This is a genomic window from Gordonia sp. YC-XJ4, assembly GCF_059511865.1.
Window position 1 is genome coordinate 273,098 of the sequence record NZ_CM183447.1, and the last position, 24,355, is coordinate 297,452.

21 protein-coding genes and 1 pseudogene are annotated in these 24,355 nt (G+C 67.3%); 16 read left to right on the forward strand and 6 right to left on the reverse strand.

Going from position 1 to position 24,355, the window contains the following annotated elements; all coding sequences use genetic code 11:
- Positions 1–23: 23 nt before the first annotated feature.
- From AC5ZH6_RS01225 to nagA, 4 genes are all read left to right on the forward strand, one after another.
- Entirely contained in the window at positions 24–1,454 is a 1,431-nt protein-coding gene (locus AC5ZH6_RS01225; protein ID WP_014358354.1) for a sugar porter family MFS transporter, read from the forward strand.
- A complete protein-coding gene (locus tag AC5ZH6_RS01230) occupies positions 1,451–2,371 on the forward strand; it encodes an N-acetylglucosamine kinase (RefSeq protein ID WP_094601579.1) in 921 nt (306 codons plus the stop codon). The genes AC5ZH6_RS01225 and AC5ZH6_RS01230 overlap by 4 nt, the downstream gene beginning before the upstream one ends.
- 79 nt (positions 2,372–2,450) lie before the next feature.
- A complete protein-coding gene (locus AC5ZH6_RS01235) occupies positions 2,451–3,473 on the forward strand; it encodes an SIS domain-containing protein (RefSeq protein ID WP_205741484.1) in 1,023 nt (340 codons plus the stop codon).
- Positions 3,474–3,484: 11 nt separating this feature from the next.
- On the forward strand, positions 3,485–4,687 hold the full coding sequence (gene nagA, locus AC5ZH6_RS01240; protein ID WP_094601581.1) for an N-acetylglucosamine-6-phosphate deacetylase: 1,203 nt from the start codon (positions 3,485–3,487) through the stop codon (positions 4,685–4,687).
- Between the two features lie 339 nt (positions 4,688–5,026).
- Here nagA and AC5ZH6_RS01245 read toward each other — a convergent pair whose 3' ends face one another.
- Positions 5,027–6,658: a DUF6777 domain-containing protein gene (locus AC5ZH6_RS01245; RefSeq protein WP_496168253.1), complete on the reverse strand. Its 1,632-nt coding sequence runs from the start codon at positions 6,656–6,658 to the stop codon at positions 5,027–5,029.
- Positions 6,659–6,877: 219 nt separating this feature from the next.
- Positions 6,878–7,432 carry a DinB family protein gene (locus AC5ZH6_RS01250; RefSeq protein ID WP_043456101.1) on the reverse strand — a complete coding sequence of 185 codons (555 nt, stop codon included), beginning with the start codon at positions 7,430–7,432 and terminating at the stop codon, positions 6,878–6,880.
- A gap of 128 nt (positions 7,433–7,560) precedes the next feature.
- On the opposite strand from AC5ZH6_RS01250, the gene AC5ZH6_RS01255 reads away from it, so the two are divergent.
- Complete coding sequence (locus AC5ZH6_RS01255; RefSeq protein WP_043456102.1) at positions 7,561–8,340, forward strand: pyridoxamine 5'-phosphate oxidase family protein; 780 nt, start codon at positions 7,561–7,563, stop codon at positions 8,338–8,340.
- On the opposite strand, the gene AC5ZH6_RS01260 is transcribed toward AC5ZH6_RS01255, so the two are convergent.
- Positions 8,231–9,826 carry an AMP-binding protein gene (locus AC5ZH6_RS01260; protein ID WP_496168255.1) on the reverse strand — a complete coding sequence of 532 codons (1,596 nt, stop codon included), beginning with the start codon at positions 9,824–9,826 and terminating at the stop codon, positions 8,231–8,233. The two genes, AC5ZH6_RS01255 and AC5ZH6_RS01260, sit on opposite strands and share 110 nt — an antisense overlap.
- Positions 9,827–9,944: 118 nt before the next feature.
- Here AC5ZH6_RS01260 and AC5ZH6_RS01265 point away from each other — a divergent pair, with 118 nt between their 5' ends.
- From AC5ZH6_RS01265 to AC5ZH6_RS01275, 3 genes are all read left to right on the forward strand, one after another.
- Positions 9,945–10,751 (forward strand): LuxR C-terminal-related transcriptional regulator, encoded by an 807-nt coding sequence (locus AC5ZH6_RS01265; protein WP_006369060.1) that lies wholly within the window; start codon positions 9,945–9,947, stop codon positions 10,749–10,751.
- 5 nt (positions 10,752–10,756) lie between these two features.
- Positions 10,757–11,230 (forward strand): GNAT family N-acetyltransferase, encoded by a 474-nt coding sequence (locus tag AC5ZH6_RS01270; protein WP_496168257.1) that lies wholly within the window; start codon positions 10,757–10,759, stop codon positions 11,228–11,230.
- Between the two features lie 66 nt (positions 11,231–11,296).
- On the forward strand, positions 11,297–12,082 hold the full coding sequence (locus tag AC5ZH6_RS01275; RefSeq protein WP_496168259.1) for an IclR family transcriptional regulator: 786 nt from the start codon (positions 11,297–11,299) through the stop codon (positions 12,080–12,082).
- Between the two features lie 301 nt (positions 12,083–12,383).
- Here AC5ZH6_RS01275 and AC5ZH6_RS01280 read toward each other — a convergent pair whose 3' ends face one another.
- On the reverse strand, positions 12,384–13,568 hold the full coding sequence (locus AC5ZH6_RS01280) for a 4-hydroxybenzoate 3-monooxygenase (protein ID WP_288337415.1): 1,185 nt from the start codon (positions 13,566–13,568) through the stop codon (positions 12,384–12,386).
- A gap of 162 nt (positions 13,569–13,730) precedes the next feature.
- Here AC5ZH6_RS01280 and AC5ZH6_RS01285 point away from each other — a divergent pair.
- Positions 13,731–14,677, forward strand: a pseudogene (locus AC5ZH6_RS01285) (aldehyde dehydrogenase family protein); the annotation flags it as partial.
- Between the two features lie 135 nt (positions 14,678–14,812).
- On the opposite strand, the gene AC5ZH6_RS01290 reads toward AC5ZH6_RS01285, so the two are convergent.
- Entirely contained in the window at positions 14,813–15,085 is a 273-nt protein-coding gene (locus AC5ZH6_RS01290) for a DUF7218 family protein (protein WP_006369065.1), read from the reverse strand.
- A gap of 152 nt (positions 15,086–15,237) precedes the next feature.
- Between AC5ZH6_RS01290 and AC5ZH6_RS01295 the strand changes: the two genes are divergently transcribed.
- A complete protein-coding gene (locus AC5ZH6_RS01295) occupies positions 15,238–15,699 on the forward strand; it encodes a Rho termination factor N-terminal domain-containing protein (RefSeq protein WP_288337416.1) in 462 nt (153 codons plus the stop codon).
- Between the two features lie 44 nt (positions 15,700–15,743).
- Here the strand turns inward: AC5ZH6_RS01295 and AC5ZH6_RS01300 are convergent, their stop codons facing one another.
- On the reverse strand, positions 15,744–17,543 hold the full coding sequence (locus AC5ZH6_RS01300) for a sigma-54-dependent Fis family transcriptional regulator (RefSeq protein ID WP_288337418.1): 1,800 nt from the start codon (positions 17,541–17,543) through the stop codon (positions 15,744–15,746).
- 193 nt (positions 17,544–17,736) lie between these two features.
- On the opposite strand from AC5ZH6_RS01300, the gene AC5ZH6_RS01305 reads away from it, so the two are divergent.
- The 6 genes from AC5ZH6_RS01305 (at position 17,737) to AC5ZH6_RS01330 (ending at position 24,271) form a co-directional block, all read left to right on the forward strand.
- Positions 17,737–19,338 carry a flavin-containing monooxygenase gene (locus AC5ZH6_RS01305; protein ID WP_496168261.1) on the forward strand — a complete coding sequence of 534 codons (1,602 nt, stop codon included), beginning with the start codon at positions 17,737–17,739 and terminating at the stop codon, positions 19,336–19,338.
- A gap of 42 nt (positions 19,339–19,380) precedes the next feature.
- Entirely contained in the window at positions 19,381–20,586 is a 1,206-nt protein-coding gene (gene acmB, locus AC5ZH6_RS01310; RefSeq protein WP_288337420.1) for a methyl acetate hydrolase AcmB, read from the forward strand.
- A 28-nt stretch (positions 20,587–20,614) separates the two neighbouring features.
- Entirely contained in the window at positions 20,615–21,061 is a 447-nt protein-coding gene (locus AC5ZH6_RS01315) for a zinc-binding dehydrogenase (RefSeq protein ID WP_353886094.1), read from the forward strand.
- A 72-nt stretch (positions 21,062–21,133) separates the two neighbouring features.
- Positions 21,134–22,381, forward strand: coding sequence for a helix-turn-helix transcriptional regulator (locus AC5ZH6_RS01320; RefSeq protein ID WP_288337421.1), 1,248 nt, complete (start codon positions 21,134–21,136; stop codon positions 22,379–22,381).
- A 172-nt stretch (positions 22,382–22,553) separates the two neighbouring features.
- Positions 22,554–23,645 carry an S-(hydroxymethyl)mycothiol dehydrogenase gene (locus AC5ZH6_RS01325; protein ID WP_496168264.1) on the forward strand — a complete coding sequence of 364 codons (1,092 nt, stop codon included), beginning with the start codon at positions 22,554–22,556 and terminating at the stop codon, positions 23,643–23,645.
- Positions 23,645–24,271 (forward strand): MBL fold metallo-hydrolase, encoded by a 627-nt coding sequence (locus AC5ZH6_RS01330; protein WP_006369073.1) that lies wholly within the window; start codon positions 23,645–23,647, stop codon positions 24,269–24,271. Before AC5ZH6_RS01325 ends, AC5ZH6_RS01330 begins: the two co-directional genes overlap by 1 nt.
- Positions 24,272–24,355 lie beyond the last annotated feature (84 nt).

Consider the following 24,355-nt stretch of genomic DNA (forward strand, 5'->3'; position numbering starts at 1 on the left):
CCAGACCTCGCGGAGGTACCCTGATGACGACCTACCCGGCAACCCGACCACCGGTCGGGACAAGACGCACGTCCGGACTGATGGTGGGTATCGCCGCCGCCAGCATCGGCGTGATCTACGGCTACGACAGCAGCAACATCGGCGCGGCCCTGAAGTTCATCGGCGCCGACTTCGGCCTCGGCGATGCCGGCAAACAGGCACTCGCGACAGCGGTCGTGATCGGCGAGATCGTGGGCGCCATCGGGGCCGGCTGGCTGGCCAACCGCCTCGGCCGTAAGCGTTCGATGCTCCTCGTCGCGGCCACCTACTGCCTGTTCGCGCTGTTCAGCGCGCTGTCGCCGACCCACGACGTCCTTCTCGTGGCGCGGCTGCTCCTCGGCGTGACCGTCGGTGTGTCGATCGTGGTGGTACCGGTCTTCGTCGCCGAATCCGCCCCACCACGCTCGCGCGGAGCGATGCTGGTGGCCTATCAGGTCGCGACCATCGTCGGCATCATCGGCGGCTACGTGGTCGGGTACTTCCTCGCCGGCCACGGCGCCTGGCGCTGGATGCTCGGCATCGCCGCGATCCCGGCGCTCGCGGTGACCGCCCTGGTCGCCGTCATGCCCGACACGCCGCGCTGGTACGTCTCCAAGGGACGGTTCGACGAGGCCCGGGCGACGTTGCGCAACATCGAACCCGACGCCGACATCGACGCCGAGATCGACGAGATGCGGCAGGCACTCACCGAGGAATCCGGCGGTTCGCTCGGCGAGATGTTCCGCCGACCCTGGATTCGCGCGACCGTCTTCGTCGTCGGACTGGGCTTCCTCATCCAGATCACCGGCATCAACGCCATCGTCTACTACAGCCCGAAGCTGTTCGAGGACATGGGTTTCACCGGTGACTTCGGCACCTTGATGCTGCCGGCCTTCGTGCAGATCACCGGTCTGGCCGCCGTGCTGATCTCGCTGTTCACCGTCGACCGGTTGGGCCGACGCCCTATCCTGCTGGGCGGGATCGGCGCCATGGTGATCGCGACGGTCGTGCTGATCGTCACCTACGGCCCATTGCACGGCGCCGGTACCACCGCGCATGTGCTGGGATTCGCGGGCCTGGTCCTGTTCACCATGGGATTCTCCTTCGGCTTCGGCGCGCTGGTCTGGGTGTACGCCGGCGAGGCGTTCCCGGCGCGGCTGCGCGCCAACGGATCGTCGCTCATGCTGACCTCGGATCTGGTGGCCAATGCCATCGTCGCCGCGTTCACGCTCTCGCTCATCAACGTCATCGGCGGCGCGGGCACCTTCGCGGTCTTCGGCGGATTCGCGCTGGTCGGTCTGGTGTTCGTCTTCTTCCTGGCGCCCGAGACCAAGGGCCGTAAGCTCGAAGACATCCAACACTATTGGCGCAGCGGTGGCCGGTGGCCCGAAGCGATCGCCGACGCGTCGCCCCGACAGACCAAGGTTGTCCGATGAGTATCGTCACCGACCCATCAGACGCGAACCCCAGCGTCACCCTCGCCTTCGACATCGGCGGATCGAAGACCCACGCGGTGCGCGCCGAGAACGGCACCGTCGTCGCCGAGACCATCGTCGGCAGCGCCAATGTCTCCTCCATGGGGGTGGAGGAGGCCGGACGTCAACTCGACGCCGCGATCGAGACGCTCGGTGGTCCCGGCGGTGTGCACACGGTGCTGGCCGGATCGGCCGGTGTCGACACCCCGGCGAGTGTCGAACGTCTGGAACAGCTGCTGGCCCAGCGTGTTCCGGGAGCACGGGTCGGGGTCGTCCATGACACCCACCTGATCCTCGCCGCCGCGGGCCTCGATGAGGGCATCGCGGTGATCTCCGGCACCGGTGCGGTCGCCTGGGGTCGCCGTGACGGGTGTTCGCGTCGGGCCGGCGGGTGGGGGCATCTCCTCGGCGACGAGGGCAGCGGCTATTGGGTTGCGCGCGAGGTGGTTCGGCGCGCCTTGCTCGACAACGATCAGGGGCTGGCCCCGGCACCGCTGTCGCTGCGACTGGCCGAGGAGTGCGGGGTCGGCGAGGTACTCGACCTGCATGACCTGTTCTACACACGTGCCGACCGCCAATATTGGGCGCGCCGTTCCCATGTCGTGTTCGAGCGCGCCGCGGTCGCCGACGAGCGTGCCCTGGAGATCGTGGAGGCCGCGGCCCTCGCGCTGGCCGAACTCGTCGGTACCGTCGCCCGGATGCTCGGATCGACCGGACCGGTGGTCCTCGCCGGCGGCCAGGTGGTCCATCAGCCCTTGTTACAGAACCGGATTCGCGAACTCGTCGCACCGATGGGCATCACCGACATCCGCGTCCTCGAGGTCGATCCGGTCCACGGTGCGGTGCGCCTGGCCGCATCCCTCGTCGACGCCCACTGACCCACTGACCGGCCCACCGGCCGAGACTTCTCGAAGGAGACCCATGAACACCGTCCTCACCGACCGACCCGGACACCTGATGGCCGCCGAGATCGCCGAACAACCCGACGTCTGGCGAAATCTGTTGCGCGACGGGCATGCCGAGATTCGAGATGTTGCTGCTCGGATCGCCGCGCGTCGACCACGATTCGTGCAGTTCGTTGCACGCGGCACCAGCGACCATGCCGCGCTCTACGGCAAGTATCTGATCGAGATCCGCCACGGACTGCCCGCCGGACTGGTCTCACCGTCGACGATGACGGTGTACGGCGCCCGCCCGGACCTGCGCGACGTGCTCTACATCGCGGTCAGCCAGTCCGGCGGGTCGCCCGATCTGGTGCAGTCGGTGCAGGTGGCCCGGGAGCAGGGAGCGCTCACGGTGGCGATCACCAACGCCGCGGCGTCACCGCTGGCCGACGCCGCGGAGTTCGACCTGCAGGTCCATGCCGGAGCCGAACGGTCGGTGGCCGCCACCAAGTCCTACACCGCGGAACTGCTTGCGCTGTATCTGCTCTCGGAGTCGATCCTCGGCCGTGACGGTGCTGCTGCTGCGTCGGCGCTACCCGATCTGGGGGACCGGGTCCTCGACGGGGAGGATCGGGTGCGGGCGGTGGCGCAGCGGTATCGGTTTGCGCAGCGGCTCGTCACGACCGGCCGCGGCTATTCGTATCCGACGGCTCGCGAAGCGGCGCTGAAGCTGATGGAGACTTCTTACTTGTCAGCGCAGGCGTTCTCCGGCGCCGACCTGTTGCACGGACCGTTGGCCACCGTCGACCCGCAGGTGCCGGTGCTCGCGGTGGTTCCCGAGGGTGTCGGTGGCGCTGCGATGCAGCCGGTGCTGGAGCGGCTCGCCGAACGCGACGCCGACGTGTTCGGGGTCGGGGCCGCCGAGTATGTGTCCGGGCTGACCGGTGGCTTCGTGTTGCCGACGGGAGCGCCGGATGCGTTGTCGCCGTTGCTCGAGATCATCCCCTTCCAGCAGCTCGCCCTGCACCTCGCGGTCGCCCGCGGCGGCGATCCGGACACCCCTCGCGGTCTGCGCAAGGTCACTGAGACGCTGTAGGGAGACCGCCGATGACTGTCATCACTGTCGCCGCCGGTCGCATCATCAGCGGCGGGCGCGCGCTGGAGCCCGGCTGGTTCACCATGTATGACGGCCGGATCGTCGCCGTCGGGGAGGGGGCGCCGCCGACCCTGCCCGACCGCGAATTCCCGGACGCCACCATCGTTCCCGGCTTCATCGACATGCACGTGCACGGCGGTGGTGGCACCGGCTACACCGACGGTGTCGCCGAGGAGATCGTTGCGGCGGCGGCTTTTCACCGAACACACGGCACCACAACCACTCTCGCCAGTCTGGTGAGCGCTTCGCCGTCGGCGCTGCTCGATCAGGTCGCCGCGCTGCGCGAGCAGGTCGAGGCCGGAGTGATCGCCGGCATCCACCTGGAAGGGCCGTGGCTCTCGCACGCACGGTGCGGTGCGCACGATCCCACCACGCTGCGCGATCCGGACCCGGAGGAGATCTCCGCGCTGTTACGCGCCGGGGGCGGCGCCGTCCGCATGGTCACCATCGCCCCCGAACTCGACGGCGGTCTCGATGCCATTCGCCGTATTGCCGACGCGGGAGTCGTTGCCGCGGTGGGACATACCGAGGCGACCTACGAGCAGACCCGCGCCGCAGTCGGCGCCGGCGCACGGGTGGGCACCCACCTGTTCAATGCCATGCGGCCGCTGCGCCACCGCGAACCCGGCCCGGTACTCGCGCTCCTGGGCGACGACCGCGTCACCGTCGAGCTCGTCGGTGACGGAGTGCATGTGCACCGCGACCTCGCGTCCTACGTCGAACGGGTCGCCGGTCCGCGGCGGATCGCGCTGGTCACCGACGCCATGTCGGCGGCGGGAATGTCGGACGGCTCGTATCGTCTCGGGGTGCTCGACGTCGACGTCACCGGCGGTGTGGCCCGCGTCCGGGAGACCGGGGCGATCGCCGGCAGCACTGCCACCATGGACCTGCTGTTCCGCCGCGCCGCGCAAGGGCTGTCCGACGGTGGCCCCATCACCCGCGAGGCATTGATCGCCGCCGTCGAGATGTGCTCGCGCACACCAGCTCGCGCGATCGGCCTCGACGACGTCGGGGATTTACTCCCCGGATACGTCGCCGATCACCTGGTGCTCGACGCCGATGCTCGGCTGGTGGAGGTCGTCGTCGGAGGGTTGCCCGGGTCGATGGTTCAGACCGGTGATGGAGCCCCCGGTTCGGCGGTCGAGTGCCGCTGAGCGGTAGGGTTCCCAGATCGGTGGTCGCGTGCCGCTGAGCGGTAGGGTTCCCCAGATCGGTGGTCGAGGTGTGAGGAGCGTCAGCGACGAGCCTCGAGACCGGCTGCGGCGGTGCTGGTTTCGGTCCCCGGTGGCTCGGGGATGATGGTTGGTGCGAGTGGTCTCGAGGCCCGGCGCCTTGGGCGCCGTGCACCTCGACCATCGGGGGATGGTCGCCGTCGGTCGGAGGGTTTCCCAGATCGGTGGTCGAGGTGTGAGGAGCGTTAGCGACGAGCCTCGAGACCGGCTGCGGTGGTGCTGGTTTCGGTGCGAGTGGTCTCGAGGCCCGGCGCACGGGGGTCAGCCCGCCGGGATTGTCGTCGGCGTCTCGGTGGTTTCTTCCGTTGTCTCGGTGGTGGTTTCCTCGGTCGTCGTCGGAACCTCCGTGGTCTCCGTCGCCGTCGGGGTTTCCGCCGTCGTGGTTTCGGTGGTGGTCGCGATCAGGGTCTGCCACGTGGCCGAGGTGATCGGCACCGAAGTACTACCCAAGGACAATCGCCAGATTCCGGTCGAGTCGGTGGCCGAGGTGACCGACGACTGCGACAGCGAACTCTGATAGATCGACCGCGACAGCCCGTCGCTACAGGTGAGCGAGACCGAGCCGGTGGTCTCCTGCGACGGTGCCTGACACGTCACCGACTGATTGTTCTCGGTGAAGCTGAAGCTGCCGATGGAATCACCGCTACCGCTGAAGACGGTGGGCGAGGGTGCCGCCGACGACGAGCTGCTCGCGCTCGAACTGGTGTCGGATGAGGTCGTGGTGCTGCTCGCCGCCGAGGTCTCCTCGCTCGAGGTCGGGCCCGCGGCCGAGGTGTCGGTTCCCGATTCGGTGCCCGACGCGGCTTCGGTGGTCTGGCCCTCGGTCGGCGGGGTGTTGCCGTTGGATTCGGCCATCTGCGTGACCTCCGGCGCGGCGGCCGTCTCGCCTGCCCGGGCGAGCCCGTTCTGTGCCGCGGCCTCGTCGCTGCGCGCTGCCAACGGCACGTTGAGTGATGCCGGCGTCGGCAGCGCCTCGGTCAGCGGCGGCTGACCCGACAGATCCAGCAAGCCGCCGACCGTGCGATCGAAGAGCTGACGGGTATCGGGATTGAGTAGCGTCAGCAGCGCGGCAGCACCGGCGGCCGGCGTATTCGCCTGGGCCGGAGCCTGATTGATCACGGTCGTGGTGTTGTTGACGACGGTGACGTTCTGGGTGTTGTAGGCGACGCGGGTGATGTAGTTGACCTGATAACCCTGCCAATGGGTTCCGCGGATTCGGTATCCGCCGATGGGGGCCGAGGCGGCCGGCCCGAGCGGATTACCGCACTGGCAGCGGACCCGGGGAACGCCGGCGCTGTCGACGAGAACCGAGGTGCCGGCCTGCAGCACATCCTGGAACGGCACCGCCGAACCGCCGGTGTAGCTGTAGTTGGTCACCCAGGTGTCGGCCGAGAGGATCACCGGCGTCAGGGTGTCGAGGTAGTAGGGGATGGCCTGCGTGCTGATCCCGTAGACACTCGCCCACGCCGCCGCCTGGGAGGGGTGTTGCGCGAGGAAATTACCCAGACCGGCCGGGTCGCAGGTGGTAGACCCACCGACGTACAGGCCCGGCGTGGTGCCGCTGACCAGTCGCGTGCCCTGATCCGGCGCGCCGGTCTGCGCGCTCAGGCGCAGACCGTTGTCGAGTGGCTTGTTGGTCAGATTCGGCTGCGCCATGAACGGCGCATCACCCGGTGCGTCCGCGGACGTCAGCGACAGGAAGGGGATGTGGAACTCGCCCTTCTTGTTCTTGAGCACGATCACCACGACAGAGGCGAACACGAGCGCGAGCACCGCAACGATCGCTGCGAGGATCAAGGTGAGATTGCGGCGATTACGCGGTTGCGGTTCGGGCGGCACGGCGCCGAACGGCATCGACGGATACGTGGGTGGCCCCGGTGGGTAGTACGACATCTGCTCGGTCTCCTACGAACGCCCGTGCCCGGCGCGATCGCCGCACGGATCGGTGGTGGTGTGTTCCCCGAGCCACAAGTATTGTGAGCGGCTCTGAGCAGGGGCAACCGCGTTCGGGCGGATTCGGTCGGCTGATCGGGAAATCCACCCGAACGGACTACACCGACGTAACAGGCGTCCGATTCGTCGCGATGAACACCGACCGATGCCGCGCCGACCTCAGGCCGGATCGCCGAAATCGAAGAGCGCGGCCATCGTCGTCCGGCCGTCGAGCGCCTCGCGGATGATGTCGGCGTGGCCACTGTGATGGGCGGTCTCGCGCAACATGTGCAGGGCCATCTTGCGTACCGTCCACCACTCTCGCTCGGGCTGCCATGGTGCGGTCGCCTGCGGGATCAGTTCGTCGAGTGAACCGACTTCGGCGATCACCGCGTCGTAGGCGAGCGCGGCATCCCGGTAGGCGGCGAGCCACTCCTCGAACGTCTCGCCGTCGGTGAGCTCGTATCCGTGCTCGAGGTTCTCCATGTGGATCTCGGCGTTCGGGTCGCGGTCGAGGATGGTCTGCGTGTGCTCGCGCTGCACCATCGTCAGGTGCTTGAGGAGACCGCCGAGGGTCAGTTCGCTCACGGTGCTGCGGCGGCGGGCCTGCTCGTCGTCGAGATCGCGCAAGGTCACCAGGAACATCGCGCGCTGATCCTCCAACAGGGTCAAGACGTCGGCCTTCTCGCCGGTGACATCGACGGAGAGGGTGACGGAGGTGTAGGTGCCGGCCATGATGGTGCCTTTCGGAGTGGTTCGCGGTCACCACCGAAGCTACGAACCAATGCGGACAGATCCGGTCCGCATTTTCTCGGGAAGGGAAATCTGTTGCCGGGAGGCCGCGCGACGCGCACCATGCCCTCATGCCCGAGTCCTCCTCGTACTCCGATGAACCCGCCGAACTGTCTGCTCTGCGCCGCAAGCCGACTCGCGGTGGCGACCGCGCGTTGCTCGACGACGTCCTCGATTCGGTCCTCGTCGGAACCCTCTCGACCGTCGTCGACGGGTGGCCGTGGTCGGTGCCGTTGCTCTTCGCCCGCGACGGTGACGACATCCTCATGCACGGATCGATCGCGGCAGGCGCACTGCGTCATGTGGCCGACGGGGCGCCGTCGACGTTCACCGTGTTCGTCCTCGACGCAATCGTGGTGGCCGACAGTCTCTTCGACCATTCCGCGAATTATCGGTCTGCGGTGGTGCGAGGTATCCCCGAACGCGCCGACGACGACCTGGCCGCACTGGAAGCCTTGTCGGACAAGCTGATCCCGGGCCGCGTCGCCGAGACGCCGTCGATCACCGGCAAGGAGCGTGCTGCGACGGTCGCCCTGCGGATGCCGATCGTCGACGGTCAGTGGATCGCCAAGGCCCGCAGTGGAGGTCCCGGTGTCGACACCGACAACTGGACCGGCGTCGTGCCCGTACGCACCGCTACGACGACCCGATTCCCGCAACGGGCACCGAGACCCCGAGTCGGTGCGGCGCCTGGCGAGCGGAGGCCGACGACGACGGTGACCTGTGATGGCGGGGCCGGTACTACCTCTGCCGCAGGACGAACCGCTGGATCTTGCCGCTCGGTGTCTTGGGCAGCGCGTCGACGAAATGCACGCTGCGCGGATAGGCATGCGCGGCGAAACCCGTCTTGACCAGCTGCTGCAGTTCGGCCTCCAGGGCGTCGTCGCCGACCACACCGTCGGCGAGCACGACGAAGGCCTCGAGGACCTCACCACGCAGCTCGTCCGGCCGGCCGACGACGGCGACGTCGATCACCGACGGATGGGTGATCAGCACGCTCTCGACGTCGAATGGTCCGATCCGGTAGCCGGCCATGATGATCACGTCGTCGTCCCGAGCACTGAAGTAGTAATTGCCGTTTTCGTCTACCCGGCCCGTATCGCCGGTCAGATACCAGCGCCCGTCCTCGGTGAACCGGGCCGCGGTCTTCTCCGGGTCGTCGAGGTAGCCGGTGAACCACAGTGCCGGACTGGCCGATACGTCGATCGCGATCTGTCCGTCGACGATGTCGGTGGCGAAACCGGGCATCGGTTGGCCCATCGATCCGGGGATCAGCGGTCTCCGCACTTCCGGGGCCCAGTGGTTGTTGATGAACATGCCGTGTTCGGTCTGGCCGTAGTGGTCGCGCACCTCGGTTCCCAATGCGCCTGTCGCCCAATCGATCACATCCGGCGTCAGCGGCTCGCCCGCCGACGACGCATGCCGTAGCGAAAAGCCCTCGATCGCACCGCTTTTGCTCAGCGCGCGATATACCGTCGGGGCGGCGGCGAAGTTGGTGACGCCAAGCTCGCCGAGAATGCGAGCGGTCAGCTCCGGCGTGAAACCGGCCTGCAGCAAGATGTTCGGGCGTCTGGTGGCCAGCGGACCGAGGATGCCGTAATACAGGCCGTAGGCCCAGCCCGGGTCGGCGGCATTCCAGAACACGTCGTCGTCGGTCACGTCGAGACCGAAACGCATGTACGTGACGAACGCCGCCAGTGCGCGCACCGGCACCGGAACCCCCTTGGGCGCGCCCGTGGTTCCGCTGGTGAACAGCAGGATCAGGTGCCCGTCGCCGCCGACGGCCACCGAATCCTCCCAGGGCTCACTCGCGGCGAGCAGGGTGTCGAAATCGTGGGTGCCCGACCCGCTCTCGGCCGGACTCCCGGCACCGGCGACCACCGTGGTCAGGCCCTCGATTCCGTCGAGTTTGTCGACCTGACTCGCCTCGGTCACCACGATGTCGGCGTCGCCTCCACGTAGCCGCATCTCGATCGCCGGTGTCGCGAACGCCGTGAACAGCGGGATGTAGACGGCGCCGAGGCGGGCGAGTGCCAGCAACGTGACCACCAGCTCGACGCGCTTGCCCATCAACACGCCGATTCGCGAACCGCGCTCGACGCCGAGCCCGGCCAGGGCGGTCGCGAACTTCCGTGACTGAGCGGCCAGGTCGCCGTAGTTGATGCGGGTCGTGACGAGGTCGTCGCCGCTGGTGCCGACCGTCATGAAGGCGACGGCATCCGGGTCGTGCCGGTCGACGAGCAGGGTCGCGGCATTCGCGTCGTTCGCGCCGAACTCGGCCAGCAACGCGGCCACCTCGGCCTCGGCGGAGGGATGCGCGGGAGCGGTCTGGGTCATGGTCTCACCTGGGCCTCATGAGTAAGCTGAATCACAGTCGCACGCATTGTCTGCCGCGACCAACGATGTGTGCCACCCCCCGAAGAGGGGGCGCACACGACCGGAGGAGGTGACCGAGATGCCCGAATCTCTCGCGGCGCCGGTGACCGACGCGCTGCGCCGATTGCGCCGGGCCAGCGGCGTCTCCCTCGCCTTCGGTGGTGTCGTGCAGAGCGGGCACGGACTGCGTCTGAGCCACTTCGTCGGCCACACGGTCGGTGCGCTCAACGGCGTTGCCGTCGACATCGGGCACGGACTCGGCGGCAAGGTGGTGGCCACCAACCGGCCGATGGTCGTCGACGACTACCTGAAGACGCCGCGGATCACTCACCGCTACAACGCGGTCATCGCGACGGAGGGTCTGCGGGCGATGGCCGCGGCGCCGGTGATCGTCGACCGGACACCGGTGGCGGTGATCTACGGCGCGTTGCGCACCGACGATCCGCTCGGCGACCGGGCACTCGACGCCCTCGCCGTGGAGGCTCGCACGCTCGAACAGCAGATCGTCGCCGCCCGGACGTCGGTGGAAACCGTGACCGGGCAGCCCGAGGCCGACGCGCTGCGCGTTCGGCTGACCGAGGCGTATGCACAACTGCGTGACCTCGCACGCTCGGTCGACGACGCCGAGGTCGCCGCCGCGATCGGTCGCATCACCGACGGGCTCCTCGACGCCGCGCCCGATCACGAGTCGGTGGCGTTGACCCGCCGCGAGCAGGACGTACTGGCGCTGGCCGCGCTCGGCTATCCCAACGCACGAATCGCCGACTCACTGGGCATCGGAGTCCAGACCGCCAAGGGCTATGTGAAGGACGCGATGCGAAAGCTCGGTGCCACAAGCCGATTGGAGGCAGTGGTGATCGCGCGGCGCTCCGGTCTGCTGCCGTGAGTGTCATGACCGTCCCGGGCCGCCTCGTCCGCCTGGCCGGCCCGGCCGATGCGGCGGTCGTCGGTCGGCTGCTGTTCGACTTCAACACCGAGTTCGAGAGTCCGACCCCGAGTGCCGACGAGTTCGCCGGCCGCTTCACCCGTCTGCTCGCCCGTGACGACGTGCTCGTCGTGCTGGCCGAGTCCGACGGGGAGCCCACCGGATTCGCCTACCTGACGCTCCGCCCGACCCCGTACGGCGACGGGCCGCTCGCGCAGTTGGAGGAGTTGTACGTCGTGCCCGCGCTCCGGGACGGGGGCATCGGCACCGCCCTGCTCATCCGGGCCGTCGACGAGGTGCTGGACCGCGACGCGATCGAGATGCTCATCAACGTCGACGAGATCGACACCGACACCCGACGCTTCTACGAGCGGCACGGGTTCACCAACATCGAGCCCGGTGAGAACTACCGGATGCTCTGTTACCTGCGGGAGCTCTGATGGTCTGGCTGCGGCCGGCGGTCACCGGCGAAACGGCGGTGTTCCGGTCTGCTGTCGTGAGTGTCGATGGCCGGTAACACCTCGACGCCGGGCGCGTCGGTGGCGGCGCGCACGCTCGCGTTGCTCGGCACGTTCGATTCCACTCATCGGGTGCTCTCGTTGTCCGAAATGGCCGCTCGTGCAAGCCTTCCGTTGCCGACGGCGCATCGTCTCGCCGGTGAGCTCGAACGGTGGGGTGCGCTGGTGCGCCGGCCCGACGGCCGGTACGTGATCGGCAGACGCCTGTGGGATCTCGGGCTTCTCGCGCCGATCCAGTCGGGGATTCGGGAGGTCGCCGAGCCATTTCTCCACGACCTCTACGCCGCGACCACGGCAACGGTCCACCTGGCGATTCGGGAGGGCACCGCGGCCCTGTATCTCGACCGCATCTCCGGAAAGGAATCGGTGCCGGTCGTCAGCCGGGTCGGCGGGCGGCTCCCGTTGGCCGCCACCGGCGTCGGGAAGGTGTTACTCGCACACGCCCCCAACGACATTCGCGAGGAGGTGATGGCCTCGCTCACGCGGATCACCCCGCACACCATCGTGAACCCGAAGCTCCTCGACGACCAGCTGCGCCGCGTCCACGACGAGGGCTACGCGACAACCGTCGAGGAGATGACGCTCGGCGCCTGCTCGGTGGCCGTCCCCGTGCGCGGTCCCGACGGCGTGGTCGCCGCCCTCGGCATGGTGGTGCCGTCGATCAGCGGCCGACTACCGCGGATCGTCGCCGCGTTGCAGGTTGCCGCACAAGGGATCGGGCGCTCGCTCGGGGCGCCCACCCTCATTGGCGGTCCTTCACACGGTGGTGACTGATCGGTGGGTCATCTCCTGTGAACGGCGGTGCCCCATCACGCCTGGGTGAACCATCGGTGAGGCATCTCCCGTATGCGGCGGTGCCGCATCACACGGTGGTCGAGGTGTGGAGGAGCGCTAGCGACGGAGCCTCGAGACCTGTTGTGTTGCTGCTGGTTCCGGAGTTGCGGAGTTCCAGCGTCGGCTTGCGGTGGTCTCGAGACGCTCCGGCTCGCTGCGCTCGCGCAGGGCTCCTCGACCATCGGAAAGGGGGCCCGGGCGTCTCGACCATCGGGAAGGGGCCCATCGGGGGCCGCCCGGATCAGACCGAGGGCCAGCCGGTGTAACCCTCGGCGAGATAGGCCGATCCGGCCTCGGAGGCGGTCAGGGTTTCGAGTTCACCGAGCTGGCGGCGCTCGTCGAAGTCCGATGCGTCGGAAGCCTTGTGCAGCATCGTCGTCATCCAGTACGAGAAGTGCTGAGCCTTCCAGACTCGGGCGAGTGCGCGGTCGGTGTAGGACTCCAGCGCCGTCTCGTCGTGGGCAAGCAGCGTTCGTTCGATGGTCTCGGCCAATACTCGGACGTCGGCGAGGGCGAGGTTGAGACCCTTGGCGCCCGTCGGCGGAACCGTATGTGCCGCATCGCCGGCGAGGAGTAGCTTTCCGTCGCGCATCGGGGTCTGCACGAAGCTGCGGAACGGCAGCACGCTCTTGTCGATGATCGGGCCTTCCTGCAACGAGAAACCGTCCGGTCCGGCCAGTCGGCGCTGCAGTTCGGCCCAGATCCGGTCGTCGGACCAGTCGTCGGGATTCTCGGCCGGGTCGCACTGGAAGTACATGCGCTGCACCGACTCCGTGCGCTGACTGATCAGTGCGAAGCCGAACGGGGAACGGGTGTAGATCAATTCGGGTGCGCTACGTGGAGCCTCGGTGAGGATGCCGAACCAGGCGAACGGGTACTCGCGGAACAATCGCTGTGGGTCGGCAACGAGGTCGCGACAGATGCTGCGCGAGCCATCGGCGCCGACGACGAGGTCGGCCCGGATCTCGTGACGCCCATCGGCATCGGAGTAGGCCACACGAGGCGTATCGCGGTGGTCGGTGACCGCGGTGTCGGCGATGCCGTAGCGGAGGTCGCCGCCGTCACGAACCCGTGCGGCGTGTAGATCGATGAACACGTCGGTCTGCGGGTAGAGCCAGCATGAGGCGCCGACGAGTTTTTGGAAGTCGATGCGATGGCTGATGCCGTCGAAGCGCAGGTCGATGCCCTGGTGCTCGTGGCCGTCGGTGAGGACGCGATCGCTGACCCCGGATTCGACGAGCAACCGGACGCTGTCTCGCTCCAGGATTCCGGCGCGGTGGGTGGTCTCGATCTGCTCGTAGGTGCGGGTGTCGAGGACGATGCTCGCGATCCCGGCTCGATGCAGCAGGTGCGAGAGCATCAGGCCGGCCGGACCGCCGCCGACGATCGCGACCTGCGTGCGGGTGGTGCTGGTGAAGGTGGACATGTGACTCCTCTGGTTGAGCACACGGTAGGGAGAGCGCTGTCACAACCGCCGAACCGCACTTCCACTCAGTGAAAGCACATGCCGATGTGCTGCAGAAGCGGGTGTCACGACTGGGCAGCTGCGGCACACTGGATTGTGACCCGGTATTTGAACGCCGCGAGTGGTCCGGCGCTGGCCGCCGGCTGTGCGATCGTGCTCAAACCGTCGCCGGAAACGGTGCTCGACGCCTTCTTGTTCGCCGAGGCGGTCGCCGAGAGCGACATCCCTGACGGAGTCGTCAACGTGGTGCCCGGTGGCCGGGAGACCGGCGCCTACCTGGTCTCGCACCGCGACGTCGACAAGGTGGCGTTCACCGGGTCGACGGCGGCAGGCCGGCAAATCGCGGCCACCTGTGGGCAGTTGCTGCGACCGGTGACCCTGGAACTCGGCGGCAAGTCGGCCGCGATCGTCCTCGACGACGCCAATCTCGACCTGTCGGTGATGGGCGAGCGACTCTTCGAGAGCCTGCTGGTCAACAACGGCCAGACCTGCTACCTCGGAACCCGAATCCTGGCTCCCGACAACCGATATGACGAGGTCGTCGACACTTTGGCGGCGTTCATGAGCAGCTTGCCGGTCGGCGATGCGCTCGACGAGTCGACGATGATCGGCCCGATGGCCAGTCGCACTCATCGCGATCGGGTGGAGGGCTACATCGAGAAGGGCAAGGGTGACGGAGCGCGCGTCGTGGTCGGCGGTGGTCGCAGCGAACGTGACCGAGGCTGGTTCGTGCAACCGACCCTGTTCGCCGACGTCGACAACCACTCGACCATCGCGCAGGAGGAGATCTTCGGTCCGGTCCTCTCGGTGATCCGCTACTCCGACACCGACGACGCGATCCGGCTGGCCAACGACTCCGACTACGGCCTCGGTGGTTCGGTGTGGACCTCCGATCCCGACCGCGGCAAGGATGTGGCGCGGCGGGTGCGGACTGGAACCATCGGCATCAACCGGTACATGCCCGATCCGGGCGCGACGTTCGGTGGCGTGTCAAGGACAGCGGTATCGGACGAGAACTCGGGCCGCAGTCGATAGAGGCCTACCTAGTGTACAAGTCCATCTACGCCTGAGACCGGCACGTCCGGCCGAGTACGAATACAGATTCCACAAAGTTGGCCCGAAAACCCCGGTTTTCGGGGTCCGATGCCCGCTCACGTGGAATCTGTATTCGTATGTCGCGGGCCCGAGTCGCCTCGATGGCTGCCTCAGTGGTCGCGGAGCGTCTCGATCAGTTCGTCTTTCTTCATCGACGAGTATCCGGAGATGTCGAGTTCCTTGGCGCGCGATCGGAGTTCATCGACGGTCCAGTCCTCGTACGAGCCGGAGCGACCGCCCTTGGAGCCCACCGATGAGCGGCCCTCGTTGGCGGCGGCATTGGCGATCCGCGCGGACTTCTCCTTGGAGTTGCCCTCATCGCGGAGCTTTTCGTAGAGCTCGTCGTCCTTCACCGAGGGGCCGGGGTCCTCTTGCTGCGGCATGGTTTTCTCCTTTCGTGCAATCCACGGTACTGACGGGAGTGGGTCGCAATGCCCGAAAAGTTCGGGTTCGGGCGTGTTGAGTCCACTCCCTGACGGTGTTTCCCACCTACCCTGGTCCCCAAACAGCGGGTTGGCGAGGGAGGGCAGCGGGCGTGGGCAAGAAAGACGGGGCAGGCAAGAAGGATCGGGCGATCAAGCGACTCGAGGCAGAGATCGGCCGCCTCACCAAGGAGCTCGCCAAGGTCGAGAAGGCCGCGCGCAAGCGCATCAGTCGCGCCGAAGGTGATGTCGCGGCGTTGCGCGCCGAGGTGTTGAAGGTCGTCGGCCTGGGTGGCGACAAGGAGGAACCGACGGCGCCCGCCAAGTCCGCGACGGCGCCCGTCAAGTCCGCGACGGCGCCCGTCAAGTCCCCGACGGCGCCCGCCAAACCGCCGACAGCGCCCGCCAAGAAGTCTGCACCAGTCAAGAAGCCGGCAGCGCCGACCAAGGCGCCCTCACCCAAGTCGTCCGGTCGCGGCCCGACGGTCGCCGAGCTGCGGGCACAGGCAAAGACCAAGGGCATCAAGGGCTATTCGTCGATGACGAAGGCCCAACTCCTCGAAGCCTTGAAGTAGCACCGGGCACTGTGTCGTTCAGGGCGCTGGAGCAGTGCCCGGCCTTACACCCCGGAGATGCCGTACGCGTGGATCTTTCGGTACAGCGAGCTGCGCGAGAGTCCCAATGACGCGGCTGCGCGGACCCGGTTGCCGTCGCATTCGGTGAGTGCGGCGATGATCGCGTCGCGTTCGGTGGCCTCGAGCGTCGTCAGCGCGCGAGTGGTGTTCGCCCGGCAGTACCCGGGCAGGTCGTCGGGCTGGATCTCGCCGATGGGCCGCCTGCGCAGCGCCTCGGCGAGGGCCTCGCGGAGTTGCGGGATGTTGCCGGGCCACGAATAGGCGGCGAGGATGCGCATGGCCTTCGGGCTGATCCGGCTGTTACGTTGGGGCGCCAGGGCTTTGACGACGCGCACCACGATCGTGTGGAGGTCGATACCCCGCAGCCGCAGCGGCGGGATGGTGACGGACTGACCGATGCCTGGAAGTGACACCGCCGACGGATGGTCGTCGGTGGGTGGTTCGATGGTGACCGCGAGAAGGTACCCCGCATCGGTCGCGGCAGCCACCACGTCGGTCAACGTGGCCACGGTGGGGGCCGAGACCTTGTCGAGATGCCGGATCACCAGCAGTGCGCAGTCGTCGACGGCGTTCTCGGGCCCGGCGACCTGTTCGCCGCGTTCGACGCGCTGCGCGTCGATGACGACCACCGGGGCGTCGCCGTAGACCTCGTGAAAGGTCTCGGCGATCAGGCTCAGTCGTCCCGAGCCCGGCTCGCCGATGACCAGCACGCCGGTTCCCGACTCGAGAGCGGCGAGTGCCTCGGCGCGGGCGGCCTGCCACGCGGGACTACTCGCCGGCTCACTCCGCGCGATCGGCGTCGACAGTGACCGAAGTGATTGCAGCCGAGCCGAACCCGACGGAACGTCATGGTCTTCGTCGAGTAGTAACACCATGCCCACGGTGTCGCCGTTGTAGGTGATGGCGGTCGATCGCAACCGAATGCTTCGTCCGTCATCGAGGGTGACCCGACGCGCGCCGGGATCGTGTCGGGACATCAGGAAACGCGTGAACTCCACTACGCGTTCCTGATCGGCCGGCGAAAGCATCTCTCGTGCACGCTCGTTGGCCATCACGGTGTCGGTGCCGGTGAGCTGGGACGTCGCGCTGCCGACGGCCATCACCGCTTGGCGCGGACGGGAGTCGGCGCGCAAATAGGTCTCGAAGAGTGCGCGCTTGGCCTGGCTGCGGTCGAGCAGCAGATTGCGACCGATGTCGGCGGCGGCCGAGCGAATCAGGGCGTCCACCAAGGGATTCCAGGTATCGGCGAGCATGCTGGCGTCGAGGACTCCGGCGACGCGGCCGGTCAGTGGGTCGAAGACCGGGGCGCCGGCACAGGCGAACTGCACCAGAGACTGGTTGAAATGCTCGTTGCCCACCACGGTGACGGGTGCTCCGACCTCGAAAACCGTTCCCACGCCGTTTGTTCCGACGCCGCTCTCGTCGAAGCAGAACCCGCGCTGGAAGTCGACGCGATCGAGGACACGCCCGACGGCCGTGGAACAGTCGCGGCGGTCGACGATGCGGGCTTTGGCGTCGGTCAGGGCGATCGTGACCGGCACGTCGGACATGTCCCGGGCGAGGCGCTCGATCACCGGCTGCGCGCAGCGAGCCAACCGGGAGTCAAAGTCGATGTCGTCGAAGTAGGCCACTGTGTAGTGATCGGCATCGACGCCGGCACCGTGGCTGCGCTCCCAGGACGCCGCGACCACGTCGTCGACGCCCGCGGCACCCGCCGGCCCGTACTCGAGAAAATCGGCCCGGGCGGCGGCGATGCGGAGCTGCCGCTCACGGATATCGGTCATCGTCGCGCGTTCTCCTCTCGTCGGCCCCACTCCATTGTGACCTGACGCACAAAGCCGATTATGCAATGCCCTCAACTGCGACGACACCGTCCGACGGGTCAGGAATGCTGTCCCAATTTGGGACACCCGGGACTGCCCGGACACTCACAACACTGGCTGGCGAGCGTGAGGACCATCACAACCAGGAGGAACAATGGCAACAACCACACTCGACGCGGCCGTGATCGGCACGGGAGTCGCCGGTCTGTACGAGCTGCACATGCTGCGCGAGCAGGGACTCGAGGTACGGGCCTACGACAAGGCGTCCGGCGTCGGGGGTACGTGGTACTGGAACCGCTATCCGGGCGCGCGCTTCGATTCGGAGGCCTACATCTACCAGTATCTGTTCGACGAGGACCTCTATAAGGGGTGGAGCTGGAGCCAGCGCTTCCCCGGGCAGGAGGAGATCGAACGGTGGCTCAACTACGTCGCCGACTCGCTCGACCTGCGCCGTGACATCTCGCTGGAAACCGAGATCACCAGTGCGGTCTTCGACGAGGACCGCAACAGGTGGACACTGACCACCGCCGACGGCGACACCATCGACACGCAGTTCCTCGTCACCTGCTGCGGGATGCTCTCGGCGCCGATGAAGGATCTGTTCCCCGGACAGTCCGACTTCGGTGGTCGGCTCGTGCACACCGCGCGTTGGCCCAAGGAGGGCATCGACTTCGCGGGCAAGCGCGTCGGTGTGATCGGCAACGGCGCGACCGGAATCCAGGTCATCCAGTCGATTGCCGCCGATGTCGACGAGCTGAAGGTGTTCATCCGCACCCCGCAGTACGCATTGCCGATGAAGAATCCGTCCTACGGTCCCGACGAGGTTGCTTGGTACAAGTCGCGATTCGGTGAACTGAAGGACACCCTGCCGCACACGTTCACCGGATTCGAGTACGACTTCACCGACGCCTGGGAGGATCTCACCCCCGAGCAGCGTCGGGCGCGGCTCGAGGACGACTACGAGAACGGTTCACTGAAGCTCTGGCTCGCCTCGTTCGCCGAGATCTTCTCCGACGAACAGGTCAGCGAGGAGGTCTCGGAGTTCGTCCGGGAGAAGATGCGCGCCCGCCTCGTCGACCCGGAACTGTGCGACCTGCTGATCCCGACTGACTACGGCTTCGGCACGCACCGGGTGCCGCTGGAGACCAACTATCTCGAGGTCTATCACCGCGACAACGTGACCGCGGTTCCGGTGCGCGACAACCCCATCACCCGCATCCGGGAGAACGGCATCGAGCTCGCCGACGGCACCGTGCACGAGCTCGACGTCATCATCATGGCGACCGGATTCGACGCCGGCACCGGTGCGCTCACCCGCATCGACATCCGTGGTCGCGATGGCCGCAGCCTCGCCGACGACTGGAGTCGTGACATCCGCACGACGATGGGCCTGATGGTGCACGGCTACCCCAACATGCTGACCACCGCGGTCCCGTTGGCGCCGTCGGCGGCGCTGTGCAACATGACGACCTGCCTGCAGCAGCAGACCGAGTGGATCAGCGAGGCCATCCGGCACATGCGCGCCACCGGCAAAACGGTCATCGAACCGACTGCCGAGGGTGAGGAAGCCTGGGTCGCCCACCACGACGAACTCGCCGAGGCGAACCTCATCTCCAAGACCAACTCCTGGTACGTCGGGTCGAACGTGCCCGGCAAGCCGCGTCGGGTCCTTTCCTACGTCGGCGGCGTCGGTGCCTACCGGGATGCCACCCTCGAGGCCGCCGCGGCCGGCTACAAGGGCTTCGCACTGTCCTGACGGACAGTGTGATCCAGATCATATCCGTGGAAGGATAAAGCCATGACCAGCACATTCTCTTCACTCGATGTCTCCGCGTTCACCAGTGCCGCCGATCGGATTCTGGCCGAGGCCGTCACCGGGGACGCCCGCGTGCCCGGCGTGGTGGCGATGGTGACCGATCGTGACCGCACCGTGTATTCCGGAGCTGCGGGCCAACGCGGCCTGGGCGGGTCGGCCCCGATGACCACCGACGACGTGTTCGCGATCTTCTCCACCACCAAGGCGATCACCGCGACCGCGGCGCTGCAGCTGGTGGAGGAAGGCCTGCTCGACCTCGACGCGCCGGCGAGCACCTATGCGCCCGCCATCGGCACCCTGCAGGTGATCGAGGGCTTCGACGACGCCGGCGAACCGATGCTGCGGGCACCGAAGTCGGTGCCGACCACCCGCCAATTGCTCACGCACACCGGCGGATTCGGCTACGACTTCTTCGACGAGATCTACAACCGGCTCGCCGAGGAGAAGGGGCAGCCCAGCGTCACCACGGCCAGCCGGGCGGCGCTGATGACTCCACTGCTCTTCGATCCGGGCGAACGGTGGCAGTACGGAACCAACATCGACTGGGTCGGTCAGGTGGTCGAGGGGTTGCGCGGGAAGCGACTCGGTGAGGTGTTCGACGAACGCATCTTCGCCCCGCTCGGGATCGAGAACATGAGTTTCATTCTGCGCGAGGACTTCCGGTCGCATCTGACCGAGATCCACGCGCGCAACGCCGACGGCTCGCTGACCCCGATGGGTCTCGAACTACCGTCGCCGCCGGAGGTGGACTTCGGTGGACACGGCCTGTACGGGACCGTCGGTGACTACATGAAGTTCATCCGGATGTGGCTCAACGACGGTGTGGGCGAGGGTGGTCGGGTCCTCAAGGCCGAGACCGTGGAGATGGCGCTGCGCAATCATCTCGGTGATCTGCCGGTCACCATGCTGCCGGGCGTCATCCCGTCGCTGTCCAACGACGCGGAATTCTTCCCGGGACAGTCGAAGTCGTGGTCGTTGCCGTTCATGATCAACAACGAGACGGCGCCGACGGGCCGCCCGGCAGGCGCCCAGGGATGGGCGGGGCTGGCCAATCTCTTCTACTGGATCGACCGGCAGAACGGATACGGCGGATACTGGGCCACCCAGATCCTGCCGTTCGGCGACCCGACCTCGTTCACCAAGTACATGGAGTTCGAGACGGCCTTCTACGACGCCCTGAAGAGCTAACCCCTGCACGGGCCGGCCCCGGGGACGTATCGCTCTGGCACAGCGTTTCGGCGCCGACGACATCGTCGACTTCACCGACGGTGATCCCGTCGCGCAGATCATGGACCTCACCGGTGGCGTCGGCGTGGACGCCTCGATCGAGGCGCTTGGCTTCCCGCAGACCTTCGAGGCCGCGTTGGCCTGCCTCAAGGCCGGTGGCACGTTGTCGAACATCGGCTATCACGGCGAGAACCCGGCGCCGCTGCCACTGGATCTGACGGCGTGGGGACTGGGCATGGGAGACAAGACCATTCGGACCGGATTGTGTACCGGTGGTAGTGACCGGATGTCGCGGCTGTTCACCCTGATGACGACCGGCAAGGTCGACCCGACGGTGATGACGACCCATCGATTCGGCTTCGACGACGTCGAGGAGGCATTCGTCATGATGGCCGAGAAGCGCGACAACATCGTCAAACCGCTGATCACCTTCTGACGGGGCATCCGGGTACGGGAGAAGCCGGGGCGCGGTCGTTGTCACCCCACCGCGGTCAGCCAGAATGGGAACGTGACGAGCGACCCCGACGGCTGGCAACGACTGCGCACCGTCATCGACGGACCGCTGCCGGAGATCGCGATCCGGTTCTCTCGGTTCCTGACGTCGCAGTGTCCGCACGATGCTCTGGTCATCTTCACCCGCGAGTGCACCGGACGGCCCCGCAAGGTCGCCGGCGACCCGGCGATCGTCGACCGGGTCACCATCGCCGAACTCGATGCGATCAAGGACGAGACGGTCGTCGGTGAGGTGATCGAGCGTGACGCGGTGGTCGGGGGCGCGTCACGTCGGGTGCGGGTGGTGCGCGACGAGACCGACACGCTGCTCGTCCTGGTGCCCAAGCGGGCGTTGTCGGGGTCGCCGAAGTTGTTGCGCGCCTGGTTTGCGATCGTCGCGGTCTCGATCCGCCAGCAGGTCGCCCAGGCCAGCCCGGATTATCTCGCCGAGTCGCGGGCGGCGTCGAGTGAGCGGGCGCGCACCATCACCCAGCTGACCGAGACCCACGAGGACACCCTCGCGGCGATCCTGACGACGCTGCGTGCCCGCGACCTCGACGATCGGACAGCCCGCACCCGGGCCGCCGACGCCGCGTCGTCGGCGCTGATCGCATTGCGCACGGTCGGCGACGCCGACCACAAGCTGGCGACCGAGGCGCTGGGCACCGCATTCTCCCGGTTGCGGGCCGAACTCGAACCGGTGCTGAGGCACGTCGACGCCGAGGTGGACTTCGGTGGACCGACCGCCGACGGCCGGTCGCTGCCCGGGGAGATCGCGCATGCCGCGCGGGCGATCGTTCGCGCCGTTGCGGTGGCGGTCGTCGCCCAGGCGCACCTCGTGCGGGTGCGGATCTCCTGGGATGCGCAGGGCGACGATCTCGTCGTCGACGTCCGTGACCAGGGCAGCGGCGAGCTCGACGGCGACGCGTTGCGGCGCCAGCTGGCCGGCCGGCTGCAGGCGCTCGACGGGCGCCTCGAGGTCGAGACGATCCCCGGGTGGGGCAGTCGGGTGTCGGCGCACATCCCGCTGCAGACTCCCGACGCGCGACCCGGGGAGGATTTGCTGTCGTCGCTCAATCCGCGGGAGGTCGAGGTGCTGGGTCACCTGGCCCTCGGCCGGCGCAACAAGTCGATCGCCACCGATCTCGGTGTCAGCGAGTCCACGATCAAATTCCACGTCACCTCGATCCTGCAGAAACTGCAGGTCTCCAACCGCGGAGAAGCCGGTCTGCTCGCGGCTCGGGCGGGTATCACGGCGCAGTGATCTCTCTCGACGGGTCGAGTGTGGCTGTACTTTCGTCTAGGTAGAACCATCCATTCGGGCGGATGCATGTGTTCGTCGACGCCACAAGACTGGGACGCGACTACTACGACTGCATGGCGCAGTCCAGCGTTGTCCCCAGCCAGAGTCGTATCGAGAGGATCGAGAAGCGGATATGTCGGAGCAGACGGTCAAGGGAGTCATCTCGCGGAGCAAGGGTGCTCCGACGGAGCTCGTCGATGTGGTGGTCCCCGACCCCGGGCCCCGCGATGTGATCGTGAAGATCCAGGCATGCGGTGTCTGCCACACCGACCTCGCCTACAAGCAGGGCGGGATCAACGACGAGTACCCATTCCTGCTCGGGCACGAGGCGGCGGGCATCGTCGAGACCGTCGGGTCCGACGTCAGTCACGTCGAGGTCGGCGACTTCGTCGTCCTCAACTGGCGTGCGGTGTGCGGTGAGTGCCGCGCCTGCAAGCGGGGCCGTCCGTGGTATTGCTTCAACACCTTCAACGCGTCGAAGTCGATGACGCTGACCGACGGCACCGAGCTCACCCCTGCCCTGGGCATCGGCGCGTTCATCGAGAAGACCCTCATCCACGAATTGCAGTGCACCAAGGTCAATCCCGAGACCGACCCGGCAGTGGCCGGACTACTCGGCTGCGGTGTGATGGCCGGTCTGGGTGCGGCCATGAACACCGGCAACGTGGGTCGCGGGGATTCGGTGGCCGTCATCGGCTGCGGTGGTGTCGGTGACGCCGCCATCGCCGGCGCGCGGCTGGCCGGTGCCACGACCATCATCGCGATCGACCGCGACCCGACAAAGCTGGAGTGGGCCACCGATCTCGGTGCCACCCACACCATCAACGGTGCCGAGGTCGACGACGTGATTACCGCCGTGCAGGATCTCACCGATGGCAACGGGGTGGACGTCATCGTCGACGCCGTCGGCCGACCCGAAACCTACAAGCAGGCCTTCTACGCCCGTGACCTCGCCGGCACCGTGGTGCTCGTCGGCGTGCCGACCCCGGAGATGACCCTCGAGCTCCCGCTGGTCGACTTCTTCTCTCGCGGTGGCGCATTGAAGTCCTCCTGGTACGGCGATTGCCTACCCGAGCGGGACTTCCCGATGCTCATCGACCTCTACGAACAGGGGCGTCTCCCGCTGGAGAAGTTCGTCACCGAACGTGTCGGCCTCGGCGACGTCGAGGACGCGTTCTCGGCGATGGAGGCCGGCAAGGTGCTGCGTTCGGTGGTGGAACTCTGATGCCCCTGCAGATCGAGAACGTGGTCACCTCAGGCACTTTCAGCCTCGACGGCGGCACCTGGGACGTCGACAACAACATCTGGATCGTCGGTGACGACAGTGAGGTCGTCATCATCGACGCGGCGCACAAGGCTGCGCCGATCCTCGACGCGGTCGGCGGACGCACCGTCAAGGCGATCCTGTTGACCCACGGGCACAACGACCACATCACCGTCGCACCGGAGTTGTCGAAGGAGACGGGTGCACCGATCCTGCTGCATCCCGGCGACGACATGCTGTGGAACGACACCCATCCCGACGTAGGCCACGGCGATCTCGCCGACGGGCAGGAGATCGAGGTCGCGGGCACCGCGCTGACGATCATCAACACCCCGGGGCATTCGCCGGGCTCATCGGTGATCTACGCGCCGGAGGCCGGCGTGCTGTTCAGCGGTGACACCCTGTTCCAGGGCGGGCCCGGCGCGACCGGGCGCTCGTTCTCGAGCTTCCCGACGATCATCGAGTCCATCAGGACCAAGATCTTCACCCTCGACCCGGAGACCAAGGTCTACACAGGTCACGGCGACGGCACCACCGTTGCCGCCGAGGCGCCCCATCTGGAGGAATGGATCAAGCGCGGCAGCTGAGGTCGGGGCCCTGCGGGCCGGATGATCACGATCTATGGAGTGGCTCACAGTTGCTTGCCAGACTATTGGTTGCATGCGCAAACA

Excerpts from the sequence above, each read along its gene's own strand:
- AC5ZH6_RS01225 (WP_014358354.1), top strand. The coding sequence starts at position 24 with ATGACGACCTACCCGGCAACCCGACCACCGGTCGGGACAAGACGCACG.
- AC5ZH6_RS01230 (WP_094601579.1), top strand. The coding sequence starts at position 1,451 with ATGAGTATCGTCACCGACCCATCAGACGCGAACCCCAGCGTCACCCTC.
- AC5ZH6_RS01235 (WP_205741484.1), top strand. The coding sequence starts at position 2,451 with ATGGCCGCCGAGATCGCCGAACAACCCGACGTCTGGCGAAATCTGTTG.
- nagA (WP_094601581.1), top strand. The coding sequence starts at position 3,485 with ATGACTGTCATCACTGTCGCCGCCGGTCGCATCATCAGCGGCGGGCGC.
- AC5ZH6_RS01245 (WP_496168253.1), bottom strand. The coding sequence starts at position 6,658 with ATGTCGTACTACCCACCGGGGCCACCCACGTATCCGTCGATGCCGTTC.
- AC5ZH6_RS01250 (WP_043456101.1), bottom strand. The coding sequence starts at position 7,432 with ATGGCCGGCACCTACACCTCCGTCACCCTCTCCGTCGATGTCACCGGC.
- AC5ZH6_RS01255 (WP_043456102.1), top strand. The coding sequence starts at position 7,561 with ATGCCCGAGTCCTCCTCGTACTCCGATGAACCCGCCGAACTGTCTGCT.
- AC5ZH6_RS01260 (WP_496168255.1), bottom strand. The coding sequence starts at position 9,826 with ATGACCCAGACCGCTCCCGCGCATCCCTCCGCCGAGGCCGAGGTGGCC.
- AC5ZH6_RS01265 (WP_006369060.1), top strand. The coding sequence starts at position 9,945 with ATGCCCGAATCTCTCGCGGCGCCGGTGACCGACGCGCTGCGCCGATTG.
- AC5ZH6_RS01270 (WP_496168257.1), top strand. The coding sequence starts at position 10,757 with ATGACCGTCCCGGGCCGCCTCGTCCGCCTGGCCGGCCCGGCCGATGCG.
- AC5ZH6_RS01275 (WP_496168259.1), top strand. The coding sequence starts at position 11,297 with ATGGCCGGTAACACCTCGACGCCGGGCGCGTCGGTGGCGGCGCGCACG.
- AC5ZH6_RS01280 (WP_288337415.1), bottom strand. The coding sequence starts at position 13,568 with ATGTCCACCTTCACCAGCACCACCCGCACGCAGGTCGCGATCGTCGGC.
- AC5ZH6_RS01290 (WP_006369065.1), bottom strand. The coding sequence starts at position 15,085 with ATGCCGCAGCAAGAGGACCCCGGCCCCTCGGTGAAGGACGACGAGCTC.
- AC5ZH6_RS01300 (WP_288337418.1), bottom strand. The coding sequence starts at position 17,543 with ATGACCGATATCCGTGAGCGGCAGCTCCGCATCGCCGCCGCCCGGGCC.
- AC5ZH6_RS01305 (WP_496168261.1), top strand. The coding sequence starts at position 17,737 with ATGGCAACAACCACACTCGACGCGGCCGTGATCGGCACGGGAGTCGCC.
- acmB (WP_288337420.1), top strand. The coding sequence starts at position 19,381 with ATGACCAGCACATTCTCTTCACTCGATGTCTCCGCGTTCACCAGTGCC.
- AC5ZH6_RS01325 (WP_496168264.1), top strand. The coding sequence starts at position 22,554 with ATGTCGGAGCAGACGGTCAAGGGAGTCATCTCGCGGAGCAAGGGTGCT.
- AC5ZH6_RS01330 (WP_006369073.1), top strand. The coding sequence starts at position 23,645 with ATGCCCCTGCAGATCGAGAACGTGGTCACCTCAGGCACTTTCAGCCTC.